Origin of the sequence: Oceanobacillus sp. FSL W7-1309 (assembly GCF_038002145.1) — a bacterium.
Classification (GTDB): domain Bacteria; phylum Bacillota; class Bacilli; order Bacillales; family Amphibacillaceae; genus Oceanobacillus; species Oceanobacillus profundus.
Genome location: NZ_JBBOBX010000002.1, coordinates 392,241 through 406,416 on the forward strand (window position 1 = coordinate 392,241; position 14,176 = coordinate 406,416).

Sequence of the window (14,176 nt, forward strand, 5' to 3'; positions counted from 1 at the left end):
TTCGAAAATGATTTCGAGTCAGCTTTTGATTTTCTCGATTCTGTCACTATTTTTTTTTACTTAATTTGTCGACAGTATCTTTGGATGGTGTAACATAGATTGTTTTTTGGTTATCGTATGTGACATACCCTGGCTTGGCCCCATTAGGTTTTTTAACATGTCTTATTTTCGTATAATCGACCGGAACAGAGGATGAATTCTGCGATTTACTGAAATAGGCAGCTAGTTCAGCAGCTTCCAAAAGTGTTTGTTCACTATACTCTTTTGCTCGAATGATAACATGGGAACCTGGAATATCTTTTGTATGCAGCCAAGTATCATCTCGGTGGGCAAGCTTCATGGTGGCATATTCATTTTGCTTGTTATTTTTTCCTACGACAATTATCGTACCATCAGACGCCACATACGTTTCAGGTTCTGGTATTCTTGGTTTGTTTTTGTGTTTAGCGCTAAATTTTTGCTTTTTCAAGTATCCTTCTTCACGCAGTTCTTCACGTATTTCTTCTATATCTTCGACCCGTGCAACGTCGATCTGTTGCAGTAATTGATTAACATAATTTATTTCTTCTTCTGTACGGATGATTTCTTTTTCAACCACCCGTTTTGAGTTTTTAAGCTTCTGGTATGTCTTATAAAATCCTTGAGCATTTTCACTCGGTGATTTATTTGGGTTGAGCTCGATTGTTAGCTCTCTTTGATCCGGATCATAATAATCAATCACATTGATGCTCGCGTCTCCTTGTTTAACAAGGTGCATATGTGCAGTAAGTAGTTCTCCCATCTTTTGATAATGCTCTGCTTTTTCTGCCTTTTTAATTGTTTGCTGATGCTTTTTTAATTTACGTTCATTTTTGCTTTTTTCGTTTTTGATAAAACGATATAAGTCTTTCGCTTGTTGTTTAACTCGATCACGCTCTGCTTTTCCGGAAAAGAAAGAATCCAACATCTTATTAACCGATTGAAATTTGGTAGTCTCTCCATTGAAAGCAGAGATTGGAATAACGTGAAAATCTTCTTTGCCGGCTCGGTAAATTGCCGGTGTGTAATCATGATCGAGTAGCTGCTGCTGCACTTCCGCAAATTTTTCAATATAAACCTCATTAGACCCGAAATTGGTACGCGTTACAATTTCCTTTGTAATTAATGGGGAGAACCCTTCCAAGATTCCGACCATTTGCTGATCAATTTTTCCAGCATTGAAATCAAGTTTCCGTATCAATTGTTCTCCGTCAATTTCAAGTGGGTTTAATTTATTTTGTGAAGGAGGCAGTTTATAAACTTGCCCCGGTAAAATCGTACGATATCGATTTTGTGCCATGGAAATATGCTTGATGCTATCAATAATATGTCCTTTTTCTTTATCAACAATCATTACATTACTATGCTTTCCCATTAACTCAACTACGAGTAATTTATGACTTATATCTCCAATTTCATTCCGTGTTTTTAACGTGAAGGTTACAATACGTTCCATGCGAAATTGTTCAATTGCTTCAACAATGGCTCCTGAAAGATGTTTTCTTAAAACCATGCAAAACATTGGCGGCTCTTTTGGGTTCGTGTATGTATCTTCTGTTAAATGAAATCTTGCATAGGTGGGGTGAACAGAAAACAATAAGCTATGATTTTTTCCTTGGCTTCTAATCGTAAAAACTAACTCCGTCTGTGTTGGCTGATATATTTTATTGATTTTCCCATGTACTATTTCTTCTTGTAATTCTTCTGTTATTGCTCTCGTTACAATTCCATCGAATGGCATAACATCACCTCAAAAGCAATTATAGCATTTTTTTGGATGAGTATGCATAGATATGGAATTAGCTTGTACTATTTAAATGCCGGAGGAATGCAGATGAATTGGTATCAGTTAGATGCAGAAAAGGTAGAGGAGAAGCTTCATGTATCAGCAGACAGAGGGTTATCAGGAAAGCAGGCTAATGAGCGGAGAAAACAATATGGTGAAAATATTCTGGAAGCAAAGAAAAATACATCCAAATGGTTGATCTTCCTTAAGCAATTTCAGGATTTTATGGTCCTTGTTTTGCTCGCTGCTACGCTAATAGCTGGATTGCTTGGAGAATTTGTTGATGCTATTGCGATTATGGTTATCGTATTAGTCAATGGTTTTATCGGTTTTTTTCAGGAACAAAAGGCAGAAAATTCCCTGGAAAAGCTAAAAGAATTATCAGCTCCAATGGCAAATGTGCTGCGTAATGAGAGCTGGGAGAAAATATCCTCAAGAGAAGTAGTTGTAGGGGATATTGTTAAGGTAAATAGTGGAGACCGTATTCCTGCTGATATTCGTATTATTCGATCAAATGGGATGGAAACAGAGGAATCCGCACTAACTGGTGAGTCTCTTCCCGTTGCGAAACATGCAACAGCAATCATTAAAGATGATCTGGATGTACAGGATCAAGTCAATATGGGCTTTATGGGAACACTCATTACAAGAGGCTCAGGTGTAGGTATCGTTGTTGGAACTGGTATGAACACGGTGATGGGGCAAATTGCATCTTTGATGGCGAATACGAAAAAAATGATTACACCACTAGAAATGAAACTAGCAGAGCTCGGAAAGATATTAATCGTTGTCGCTATACTCCTTACTGTACTTGTTGTAGGCCTCGGAGTGATACAAGGACATCCAATGTATGAGATGTTTCTGGCAGGGGTTTCGTTAGCGGTTGCTGCGATACCAGAAGGTTTGCCGGCAATTGTGACAGTAGCCTTGTCACTAGGTGTGCAACGTATGATTCGTAAAAAAGCACTTGTAAGAAAATTATCAGCTGTAGAGACGCTTGGCTGTGCATCGGTGATTTGCTCAGATAAGACGGGAACAATGACTGAAAACCAAATGACTGTTAAAGAAATTTTCCTGAATGGGGAATACCTTTATGTTTCGGGAGATGGCTATCAGACTCAAGGTGACTTTTTCCTGCATCGTGAGAAAGTAGAGCCTTCATTGCCAAATTTAGAAACGATGCTTTCATATGGAATGCTTTGCAATAACGCTTCGATAGTAGTGAAAAAAGGGAAAAATTATATTGATGGAGATCCAACGGACGGTGCACTTCTTGTTGCGGCAAAAAAATTCGGACTGACAGATGAGCTTGGTAAAAAATTTCGGATCATTAAAGAGTTTCCATTTGATTCAGACCGAAAACGAATGAGTGTAGTCCTAGAAGACGAAAATCAAATGCGCTTTTTAATAACGAAAGGTGCACCGGATGTACTCTTACCTAGATCAGCCTTCTATATGGATAAAGATAGTCGAAAGCTATTAAATAAGGAAAACAAAGCACTTATTGAAGGTGCAATAAATGAGATGGCAAATAAGGCCTTACGAACAATTGCCATTGGTATGAGAAACATTTCAAATAATGTGTCACTAGATTCAGCTCTATTGGAAGATGAATTGACGCTTATTGGTTTATATGGTCTGATGGACCCTCCAAGAAAAGAAGTAAAGTCTGCAATTAGAGAGTGTAAGGAAGCTGGAATTAAAACAGTTATGATTACAGGTGATCATGTCAATACAGCTAGAGCAATTGCTGAAAACCTACAGCTGCTTCCGACAGATGGACTTGTCCTTGAAGGGCATCAGCTTAATCGAATGTCAACAGATGAGCTTAGCAATGTAATCGAGGATACGTATGTCTTTGCTCGGGTTACACCAGAGCATAAGTTAAAGATTGTAAAAGCTTTTCAAGAAAAAGGACATATTGTTGCAATGACTGGAGATGGCGTTAATGATGCACCAGCAATTAAAGCAAGTGATATCGGGATTAGTATGGGTGTTACTGGTACAGATGTAACAAAGGAAGCGTCTTCCTTGATCTTAATGGATGATAATTTTGCTACAATCAAGTCCGCTATTCAAGAAGGAAGAAATATCTATGAAAACATTCGGAAATTTATTCGATATTTACTTGCTTCTAACGTAGGTGAAATACTTGTTATGCTATTTGCGATGTTACTAGGAATGCCTTTACCACTTATTCCGGTACAGATTCTATGGGTGAACTTAGTAACAGATGGTCTTCCGGCAATGGCCCTTGGGCTAGACCAAGCGGAAGAAGATGTGATGAAACGTTCACCAAGGAATCCTAGGGAAGGTATTTTTTCAAGAGGTCTAGGCTATAAAATTATTAGCAGAGGGATTTTAATCGGGATTGTTACGTTGATTGGATTTATGATTACGTATCAAAATAATCCGGACAATTTAATGTTTGCTCAAACAACTGCTTTCTCAACTCTTGTTCTGGCACAGCTAATTCATGTGTTTGATTGCCGGAGTGAACATTCTGTATTTGCTCGAAATCCTTTTGAGAACATTTATCTTGTTTTTGCAGTAATTTCATCCTTGCTTTTATTATTAGTAGTCATATACTGGCCGCCTTTACAGCCGATTTTCCATACTGTCAGTCTATCATTGAGAGATTGGTTGCTAATTATCGGATTAAGTGCAATCCCAACCGTTTTATTCGGCTTCACAAAAAAATAAACATCATTATACTGCCCGAAAATGTGTCTAACTTACATTCTCGGGTTTTTTATTGCAGTTCTTGCATCGTACTTGAAAGAAACTCCGAACTAGTGATTATTTGCTTAATCTGTGGAACAATCGCCGTCAGGGATCGCTCCGGGCGGATGCTTTCCGTGGGCACGGTTTCAGCCTCTCCGGAAGAAAACCACTTCCTGCGAGTCTTCAGACACGTGCTGTTCCCACAGGAGTCACCGCCCTACGCTCACCCGGACTGTTTAGAGCATGACCTTGTTCAGTGTATTCTATTAATAATAAGCAGTGAGCCAATACTAGCGTAGGAAATATACGTAGACTCCTGCGGGAGGAAGGGCATCGGTGAGACTCCGTAGTGCGGTAGCACAAGGAGGCTCACCAGCCCCCGCGGAAAGCGAAGTATATTTCCGGAGCGGATATACGCACAAACATTATGTGTTAATTCGAAGTTTATATCTATTATATAATGTAAAATAAAGGAAGCTTACCGATTTGAATGGTATAATAGGTTTATAATTCTTGAGATTAACGTATAATAAAGGATGGATGTGATTGACATGCCGTTAAGCATGACGGGTTATGGAAGAAAAGTATTACATATCGAAAATACGATGGTTACAATTGAAATTCGCAGTGTGAACCATCGGTTTCTTGATATAGCAATCAAACTACCACGGACTTTTTTATTTTTAGAAGATAAACTAAAAAAAACCGTTCAATCTCAGTTTACTCGAGGGCGAATTGAGGTTTATATCAGCATTGAAGGAGATGGGTTTTCCAACCGAACGCTACAAGCAGATTGGGAATTAATAGATCAGTATGTGACTCATCTCGACAGAGCAAAGCAAAAATACCACTTGAATGGTGAGATTCCACTAACAGTTTTATCATCAATGCAAGACTTTTTTCATATTAAGGATACTGGTGGTTCTTTGGAAAAAGTACATCAGCTTATTCTGGAAGGAACATTGGATGCATGTAAGCAAGTTTCGGTTATGCGACAGGAAGAAGGAGTCTATTTAACAAATGATTTGACAGAAAGGCTCCGTTCAATCACTGAAACGGTGTTACAATTGCGTACGAAAAGAGATATCGTACGTAAGGAATATCAAGAAAGAATTATGGAACGTATTCATGTTTATGTAGATGATGAAATTTCTAAAGATGGGAAATTCTATCAAGAAATTGTCTTGCTGGCAGAAAAAGGGGATATTACAGAAGAAATAACAAGACTATTAGGTCATATCGAGCATTTTGAGAGAACGATGAATAGCAAGGAAGCCGCAGGTAGAAAACTTGACTTTATTATTCAAGAGATGCACCGAGAAGCAAACACAATTGGTTCAAAATCAACTGATGTTTCAATCAGTGAATGGACAGTTTCGCTCAAAAGTATGATCGAAAAAATGAAGGAACAAGTGCAAAATATAGAATAATAAAGGCTTTGTCTGAAAACCATTGTGAGCAAATATAGTTAATATAAAATAATGCTTCAATTCATATCAAATTCCTTGAAAGATATGCAATAAACCTTTACTGTTTTATTTTTTAGTGTAAATTTCCACTAGGATAAAGTATAATATAGATAATCTTGCCTTGATAATAAGATTGTATATAGATTTTTTACGGTATGTGAATAAAATATATAAAAAACAAAGCGAAATTTGTTGGCAGATAAGTTAGTCTAAACCTTTCTTATTTGCATAAGTGCAATGAAGGCATTTACTGGTGCATGCCAAGTTTTCTAAGAACTTTTGCAAGGGGGAAGTCAGTTGAGCTTGAGTTTAATTAATATCGGTTTTGGAAATGTGGTGTCGGCAAATCGTATTATTTCGATTGTGTCACCAGAATCTGCACCGATAAAACGGATTATTACAGTGGCTAGAGAAAATAATAAATTAGTAGATGCTACATATGGAAGACGAACTCGCGCTGTGATCATAACAGATAGTGACCACGTCGTTCTATCTGCTGTTCAGCCGGAGACGGTTGGACAACGGGTAATTAGCAATGATGAAATTTCAGATGAATAGATTATCCATCTATTCTTTAGAGCTTTAGGAGGTACTATGTTGATTGAAGAGAAAGGGATTTTATTTATTCTTTCTGGTCCTTCAGGTGTTGGTAAAGGAACAGTAAGAAAAAAACTATTTGAGGAAGCATCGGAACTGCAATATTCCATTTCGATGACAACAAGAGATATGCGCCCGGGTGAACTCGATGGAATCGATTATTTTTACAAATCCATTGAAGAATTCGAGACGCTAATAGAGCAAAATCAGCTATTAGAATATGCGAAATATGTAAGTAATTATTATGGTACTCCACGTAAATATGTTGAAGAAACGTTAGCCAAAGGGCAAGATGTCTTTTTGGAAATTGAAGTGCAAGGTGCCTTACAGGTAAAAGAGAACTTTCCTGAGGGCGTATTTATTTTTCTTTTCCCGCCGAGCCTAGAAGAACTTAAAAATCGTATTGTGAATCGTGGTACTGAGTCACAGGAATTAGTGGTTAATCGATTGAAGGAAGCTCGAAAGGAAATTGAAATGATGGATGCTTATGATTATGTTGTTGTAAATGATCGTGTTGAGCATGCGGTAGACAAGGTAAAAGCAATTATTAAAAGTGAGCATTTAAAACGAGAACGAGTTGCTAAACAGTATAAAAAAATATTGGAGGATGAATTAAAATGATGTTAGAACCATCAATTGATGCATTGCAAGAGAAAATAAAATCAAAATATACACTTGTTACGTTGTCAGCAAGACGAGCAAGAGAATTAAGTGATACAAAGGATATGATGATTGAAAAACCAAAATCTCATAAGTATGTTGGAATGGCGTTGGAAGAAATAGAAGCTGAAAAATTATATATTGCAAAAGATAATAAATAATGAAGTTTACCCTCCGTTCTTTTCTCACGGAGGGTATTCTTGTCATTGCGTCATTTATAAAGTAGCTTTATACAAGATATATGTATTGCGATATGTTATAACTAAATTAATGCAATAGTTGTAGTGTGATAATAAAAAATGCGTCTTGAACGAATGAAAAAAACAGAAGATATACTGTTCTTTAATTGACAGAAAACCAACTGAGCCTAAGGTAGTGCTTATAATATTTAATAGTGTAACTACATATCATCGCATTTGAAGGCAATTGCGAACTAACTGCTTTGGTAGGAGCAACTGTCGTCGTCCGGAATCGCTTCAGACGGATGCGCACCTTAGCGCACGGCTTCAGTCTTTCCGGAAGAAAACCACTTCCGGTGAGTCTTCAGACACGTGTTATTCCCGCAGGACAAGGAATGCTCCGTCAGCTTTTACATCGCACGAAGAAAATTGGTTTTTATTTTAGAGGAGTCACCGGCCTACGCTCATCCGGACTGGTTAGAGCGACGCTTTTGTTTTTGATAACGTTGTTGTAATAGCCAATAAGCCAGTACGAGCGAAGTGTATTTCCAAAGCAGTGCAAAAGCTCTATACCCCATCGCACATTTGTTCGCGGTTTAATCCTGTTATGTAAAAACAACAACTTTATTTTGATAGGAAAAGTACTCGTAGTCCAATTTTTTACTAAACTTGCTTAAGTACAAGGATAGTATGTTTTAGGGATGTTTCCAACTAGATATTAGGTTTGAAAGGGGTAAAATAAATGGTTAATCAAAAAAATATTCTACTCGGAGTTTCTGGTGGAATTGCCGTGTATAAAGCATGTGCGCTTGCCAGTAAATTAACTCAAAAAGGCGCAAATGTGAAAGTAATGATGACAGAAAGTGCAGCTAAATTTGTTTCACCATTAACGTTTCAAGCTTTATCAAGAAACCCTGTATATATTGATACATTCGATGAAAAAAATCCAAAAAAAATTGCTCATATTGACGTTGCAGATTGGGCAGATATTGCAATTATTGCACCCGCGACCGCAAATATAATTGGTAAACTTGCAAATGGCATTGCTGACGATATGTTATCAACAACACTATTGGCTACGGAAGCGGATGTTTACATTGCACCTGCAATGAATGTTCATATGTATGCCCATCCTGCAGTTATACAAAATATGAAACAACTTGAGGATTGGGGCTACCACTTTATCGAACCCGGAGCAGGTTACTTAGCCTGCGGGTATGTTGGAAAAGGTCGATTAGAAGAACCTGAAAGTATAATTGAAGCAGTTGAAAGTCATCAGCTTAAAGAGCAAATGCTTGCCGGAAAAAAGGTGCTAATATCGGCTGGTCCAACACGTGAAAAGGTTGACCCTGTACGCTTTTTTACAAATCGATCCTCAGGAAAAATGGGTTATGCACTTGCAGAAGTTGCTGCAGAACTAGGTGCTGAAGTGACACTTGTTTCTGGTCCTGTTTCGGAGCGTATTTCACACCCAAAGGTTAAACGGGTTAGCGTATTGACTGCTGAAGATATGTATAAAGCAATGCACGCACATTTTGCAGACCAAGATATTGTGATAAAAGCTGCTGCTGTAGCAGATTACAGACCAAAACTTGTACATGAACAAAAAGTTAAAAAACAAGATGGTAATTGGCAAATTGAAATGGAGCGTACGAAAGATATTCTAAAATCACTTGGTGAAATGAAAACAAATCAATTCTTGGTAGGGTTTGCTGCTGAAACAAATAACCCACTCGAATACGGAGAGAAAAAGTTATTGCAGAAGCATTTAGATGCCATCGTTGTGAATGATGTATCAGCAGAAGGTGCGGGTTTTGAAGGGGATACCAATATGGTGACCTATTTAAATAAAGCGATGCATCAAGATGAGGTTTCTATAGCTTCAAAAAGGGAAGTAGCAGCAAGAATCTTAGAATTTATTGACCGTGATATGAAGGATGAATGAATTTGAATATAGCTAGAGTTATTGTTGATGTACCGTCAAGTTCAACGAACCAAACGTTTGACTATGTAATACCTGAAAAATTTCAAGAAATGCTTACAGTAGGGATGCGTGTAATTGTCCCCTTTGGCCCCCGTAAAATCATGGGGTTTGTTGTAGATAGAGTAAGTGAATCTTCTTTTACCAAACTAAAAGAAATCATAAATGTTTTAGATTTCACACCAGTGTTGACAGAAGAATTGCTTGAACTCGGAAAATGGGTGGCTAATGAGACGCTTAGCTTATCGATTACTGCATTACAAGCAATGCTTCCGCAAGTATTAAAGTCGACCTATGAGAAGGAACTTGTGCGTATGACAGAGGAGCAGCTTCCTGAAGCGTTTGAACTATTATTTGCTGGTCGAGACTACATTCCATTTGCGGAGTTTGAAGCAGCCTCTATTCGTTACTACCAGCTTCAAAAGTTAATTGAAGCAGGAGATATTTCCGTTGATTATCTTGTGAAATCTCGTATTACCAAAAAGCATGTAACAATGGTTAAACCTACAAAAGATATGTACTTGTTAGAGGAAGCATTACACGATTTAAACAAAAATGCGAAAAAGCAAAAACTCCTCCTTTCGTTTTTTATGGAATATGAAAAGCCGATTGAACAGCAGGAATTATTAAAGAAAGTAGGGACCACCAAAAGTACAGTTAAGACGCTCGTTGATAAAGGTTTGCTGGAAACCTACCAACAGGAAGTAATGCGTGACCCCTATCAAAATCGTGAATTCGAGAGAACAACACCACTGACTTTAACCAAACAACAAGAGGAGGCAATTGCACCGATTAATGATGCAGTTCAAGCGGACAAGCATGATGTTTTCCTGATTCATGGGGTTACAGGCAGTGGTAAAACAGAAATTTATTTACAAGCGATTCAAGAAGTCTTGAATAAAGGGAAAGAAGCAATTGTACTTGTGCCGGAAATTTCATTAACACCGCAAATGGTCAACCGGTTTAAAGGCAGGTTTGGCTCCATGGTTGCTGTAATGCATAGTGCGCTTTCAGCAGGAGAAAAATATGATGAATGGCGCAAAGTTCAGCGAAAAGAAGTGAAAGTCGTTGTCGGGGCTCGTTCAGCCGTTTTTGCTCCATTCGAGAATTTAGGAATTATTATTATTGATGAGGAACATGAAACGACCTATAAACAAGAGGATCAGCCACGCTATCATGCGCGTGATGTTGCTATTCATCGCGGGAAAACCAATAGCTGCCCAGTTATTTTGGGAAGTGCCACTCCAGCTTTAGAATCTTATGCAAGAGCCAGTAAAGGCATTTACCAGCTAGCAACTTTAAGTGAGCGGACGAATCAGATGGACATGCCGGAAGTGAAGATAGTTGATATGCGGCAGGAGTTACATGCTGGAAATCGTACAATGTTTTCCAGAGACTTAATGGAAAAGATGGAACAATGCCTTGAAAATAGGGAACAAATCGTATTGTTGCTTAACCGAAGAGGCTATTCAACTTTTATCATGTGTCGAGACTGTGGACATGTAAAAGAATGTCCACATTGTGATATAGCTTTAACGTATCATAAAAACAGTAATCAAATGAAATGTCACTATTGTTCTTATGAAGAAAGGGTACCTGTTGTCTGCCCAGAATGTGAAAGTGATTTAATTCGCTATTTTGGTACAGGGACACAACGTGTGGAGGAATCATTAACAAAGCTTCTACCTGAAGCAAGAGTGATTCGTATGGATGTTGATACTACTAGAAGAAAAGGCGCACATGAAAAGCTGTTAAAGCAATTCGGGGAAAAGCAAGCAGATATATTATTAGGAACACAGATGATTGCGAAGGGGCTAGACTTTGAGAATGTTACACTAGTTGGTGTTCTGACAGCAGATTCAATGCTGCACCTTCCAGACTTCCGTTCATCAGAGAAAACATTTCAACTGTTAACGCAAGTAAGCGGTCGTGCTGGAAGGCATGAACTTCCTGGAACGGTAATCGTTCAAACATATACACCAGAGCACTATAGTATTGAGCTGGCAAGTCAGTATGACTTCCAAACCTTTTATAAACGGGAAATGGCTATGCGTAAAGCTTTTCAATATCCACCCTATTATTTTTTAGCACTTGTAACGGTTTCTCATGAGAATCAAGTGAAAGCTGTCCAGACAACACAACAAATTGTCCAAATGCTTTCGCAGCATGTCGGAGATGGAACGGTATTATTAGGGCCGACACCGTCTCCTATTCCGCGGATCAAAGATAGATATCGCTATCAATGCATGATAAAATATAGAAACGAACCAAACTTACGAACCTATTTAAATAAATTAAAAGCTATTTTTGCAGACGACATACGGAAAAACGATTTGCTAATTACCGTCGATATGCAACCTTACCATATGATGTAAGACAAGCTATTGAATAGAAAGAAGGCTATAAAATGAAACGAATTGTTTTTATGGGTACACCGGATTTCTCTGTTCCGGTTTTACAAACACTAATTAATTCTGAATATGAAGTTGTGCTAGCTGTTACACAACCAGATCGTCCTAAAGGGAGAAAGCGTGTTATTACGCCTCCTCCAGTTAAAGTAGAAGCAGAGAAAGCAAATATTCCAGTATTTCAGCCAGAAAAACTTAAGGATGAATACGAAGAAATTCTATCCTACAATCCAGATTTGATCGTAACTGCTGCATATGGCCAGTTGCTGCCAAACGAATTGCTTGAAAATCCACCATATGGCTGTATTAATGTACATGCATCATTATTACCAGAATTGCGTGGTGGAGCTCCAATCCATTATGCAATCATGGAAGGAAAGAAAGAAACAGGAATTACCATTATGTACATGGTTGAAAAATTAGACGCTGGAGATATTCTCACGCAACGAGCAGTTCCGATTGAACGAGATGATCATGTTGGGTCAATGCATGATAAATTATCGCAAACAGGCGCATCGCTTTTAATGGAGACCTTGCCAAAGCTCTTCTTAAATGAATTGCAACCAAAAAAACAAGACAACTCAAAAGCTACGTTTGCATCAAACATTAAAAGAGAACAGGAAAAAATTGATTGGAACCAAGATAACATCGCTATTTACAATCAAATCCGCGGCATGCATCCATGGCCAGTTGCATTTACGACATATGAAGGAAATGTGATGAAAATCTGGTGGGGAAATCCCGTTGAGACACTATACGACGGAAGAACTCCGGGTGAAATTGTTGAAAAAATAGGTACAGAAGGATTTGTCGTTGTTTGTGGGAACCAAAAAGGGATAAATGTAACAGAAATTCAGCCCGCAGGCAAGAAGCGAATGTTTGTAAAAGATTACCTGCAAGCTTCAGAAGATCGTATTAAAATTGGAACGGTATTAGGTGAATAATATGACAGTATATCAGCTGCGAAACACAATTCTGGATTTATTACTTCGCATTGAGAAAGATAGTGGATTCAGCCATTTACTAATCGACAATGAGATGAAATCCAAGCGAATTGCTCCAAAAGATGAAGGGCTATTAACAGAAATTGTTTATGGTACAATTCAGCGGAAAATGACTTTAGACTATTATTTAGACAGTTTTGTGAAGAAAAATAAGAAAATGGATGCCTGGGTTCGTATGCTATTACGAATGTCTGTGTATCAAATGGTTTACCTAGATAAAGTTCCTGATTATGCAATAATTCATGAAGCAGTGGAAATTGCAAAACAGCGTGGTCATAAAGGAATTGCTTCTTTTGTTAATGGTGTATTACGTAATATACAGCGTAACGGTGTACCAGATATAAAAGGGATCAAAGATGATGCAAAAAGGCTCTCTATCGGGACAAGCCATCCCGAATGGCTTGTGGAACGATGGATGACAATGTATGACTATGAAACGGTTAAAGCGATGTGTGAAGCCAATCTGACGAAAAAGCCGATTGCCATTCGAATTCAACCGATGAAGATTACGAGAGAGAAAGCGATGCGCAGTTTAGAAGATCTTGGCTTTGAAACAAAAGCATCTCTTTTTTCAGAACAAGGTATTATTGTGGAAAAAGGGAACATTCTGCATACGGAATTGTTTCGACAAGGCTATGTAACAATTCAAGACCAAAGCTCGATGCTTGTTGCAGAAATGTTAGAAGTAGAACCAGGCATGAAAGTACTGGACGCATGTAGCGCACCAGGCGGTAAAGTAACGCACATCGCTGAAAAAATGCGGGATGAAGGGGATATTCATGCATTTGACCTGCACAAAAAGAAAGTTAAGCTTATTGATGATAAAGCGCATCAACTGGATTTGACGATTATTGATGCTAAACCTGGCGATGCTAGAAAGCTTGATGAACTCTATGAGGAAGCTACCTTTGATCGAATTTTGATTGATGCTCCTTGCTCTGGATTAGGAGTAATCCGTGGAAAGCCAGAAATCAAATATCATAAAAACGAAGAAGATATCAAAAGGTTAGCGGTAATTCAATCGGAAATACTTGAACATGTAGCACCATTGCTTAAAAAAGACGGATTGTTGATTTATAGCACATGTACAGTCGATGTGTTAGAAAATGAAAAAGTAGTGCAAAATTTCCTAGCTAATCAGCATGACTTTCAAATCGATGAAACGTTTTTTGAAACATTACCAGCTACATTAAAGTATGCACAAGGAATAACTGATATTGGTCTACAGTTATTTCCTCATGATGGGACGGATGGATTCTTCTTAACACGCTTGAAAAAAAATTAATAAATTTGGTTCTTTTATTGGGAAAATTGTGCAATACTTTAAATGACGTTTTTAACCTGAAAATA

General features: G+C 38.0%; 10 protein-coding genes. 9 read left to right on the forward strand and 1 reads right to left on the reverse strand.

Going from position 1 to position 14,176, the window contains the following annotated elements; all coding sequences use genetic code 11:
* Nucleotides 1-46: 46 nt before the first annotated feature.
* On the reverse strand, nucleotides 47-1,759 hold the full coding sequence (locus NST46_RS14595; RefSeq protein ID WP_341137405.1) for an Rqc2 family fibronectin-binding protein: 1,713 nt from the start codon (nucleotides 1,757-1,759) through the stop codon (nucleotides 47-49).
* A gap of 93 nt (nucleotides 1,760-1,852) precedes the next feature.
* Here NST46_RS14595 and NST46_RS14600 point away from each other — a divergent pair, with 93 nt between their 5' ends.
* The 9 genes from NST46_RS14600 to rsmB all read left to right on the forward strand — a co-directional run bounded on the left by NST46_RS14600 (nucleotide 1,853) and on the right by rsmB (nucleotide 14,111).
* Nucleotides 1,853-4,507, forward strand: a complete 2,655-nt coding sequence (locus NST46_RS14600; RefSeq protein WP_341137406.1) for a cation-translocating P-type ATPase — start codon at nucleotides 1,853-1,855, stop codon at nucleotides 4,505-4,507.
* 557 nt (nucleotides 4,508-5,064) lie between these two features.
* Nucleotides 5,065-5,958: a YicC/YloC family endoribonuclease gene (locus NST46_RS14605; protein ID WP_341137407.1), complete on the forward strand. Its 894-nt coding sequence runs from the start codon at nucleotides 5,065-5,067 to the stop codon at nucleotides 5,956-5,958.
* Nucleotides 5,959-6,294: 336 nt separating this feature from the next.
* Nucleotides 6,295-6,555, forward strand: a complete 261-nt coding sequence (remA, locus tag NST46_RS14610; protein WP_095308538.1) for an extracellular matrix/biofilm regulator RemA — start codon at nucleotides 6,295-6,297, stop codon at nucleotides 6,553-6,555.
* A 39-nt stretch (nucleotides 6,556-6,594) separates the two neighbouring features.
* Nucleotides 6,595-7,215, forward strand: a complete 621-nt coding sequence (gene gmk, locus NST46_RS14615) for a guanylate kinase (RefSeq protein WP_341137408.1) — start codon at nucleotides 6,595-6,597, stop codon at nucleotides 7,213-7,215.
* Nucleotides 7,212-7,415: a DNA-directed RNA polymerase subunit omega gene (gene rpoZ / locus NST46_RS14620; RefSeq protein WP_095308540.1), complete on the forward strand. Its 204-nt coding sequence runs from the start codon at nucleotides 7,212-7,214 to the stop codon at nucleotides 7,413-7,415. Before gmk ends, rpoZ begins: the two co-directional genes overlap by 4 nt.
* A gap of 760 nt (nucleotides 7,416-8,175) precedes the next feature.
* Nucleotides 8,176-9,378, forward strand: a complete 1,203-nt coding sequence (gene coaBC, locus NST46_RS14625; protein WP_341137409.1) for a bifunctional phosphopantothenoylcysteine decarboxylase/phosphopantothenate--cysteine ligase CoaBC — start codon at nucleotides 8,176-8,178, stop codon at nucleotides 9,376-9,378.
* Between the two features lie 2 nt (nucleotides 9,379-9,380).
* A complete protein-coding gene (priA, locus tag NST46_RS14630) occupies nucleotides 9,381-11,789 on the forward strand; it encodes a primosomal protein N' (protein WP_341137410.1) in 2,409 nt (802 codons plus the stop codon).
* Between the two features lie 32 nt (nucleotides 11,790-11,821).
* Nucleotides 11,822-12,766, forward strand: coding sequence for a methionyl-tRNA formyltransferase (fmt, locus tag NST46_RS14635; protein WP_095308544.1), 945 nt, complete (start codon nucleotides 11,822-11,824; stop codon nucleotides 12,764-12,766).
* Between the two features lies 1 nt (nucleotide 12,767).
* A complete protein-coding gene (rsmB, locus tag NST46_RS14640; RefSeq protein WP_341137411.1) occupies nucleotides 12,768-14,111 on the forward strand; it encodes a 16S rRNA (cytosine(967)-C(5))-methyltransferase RsmB in 1,344 nt (447 codons plus the stop codon).
* Nucleotides 14,112-14,176: the final 65 nt, after the last annotated feature.

Coding starts and splice junctions, on each gene's coding strand:
- NST46_RS14595 (WP_341137405.1), bottom strand. CDS start 1,759: ATGCCATTCGATGGAATTGTAACGAGAGCAATAACAGAAGAATTACAA.
- NST46_RS14600 (WP_341137406.1), top strand. CDS start 1,853: ATGAATTGGTATCAGTTAGATGCAGAAAAGGTAGAGGAGAAGCTTCAT.
- NST46_RS14605 (WP_341137407.1), top strand. CDS start 5,065: ATGGATGTGATTGACATGCCGTTAAGCATGACGGGTTATGGAAGAAAA.
- rpoZ (WP_095308540.1), top strand. CDS start 7,212: ATGATGTTAGAACCATCAATTGATGCATTGCAAGAGAAAATAAAATCA.
- coaBC (WP_341137409.1), top strand. CDS start 8,176: ATGGTTAATCAAAAAAATATTCTACTCGGAGTTTCTGGTGGAATTGCC.
- fmt (WP_095308544.1), top strand. CDS start 11,822: ATGAAACGAATTGTTTTTATGGGTACACCGGATTTCTCTGTTCCGGTT.
- rsmB (WP_341137411.1), top strand. CDS start 12,768: ATGACAGTATATCAGCTGCGAAACACAATTCTGGATTTATTACTTCGC.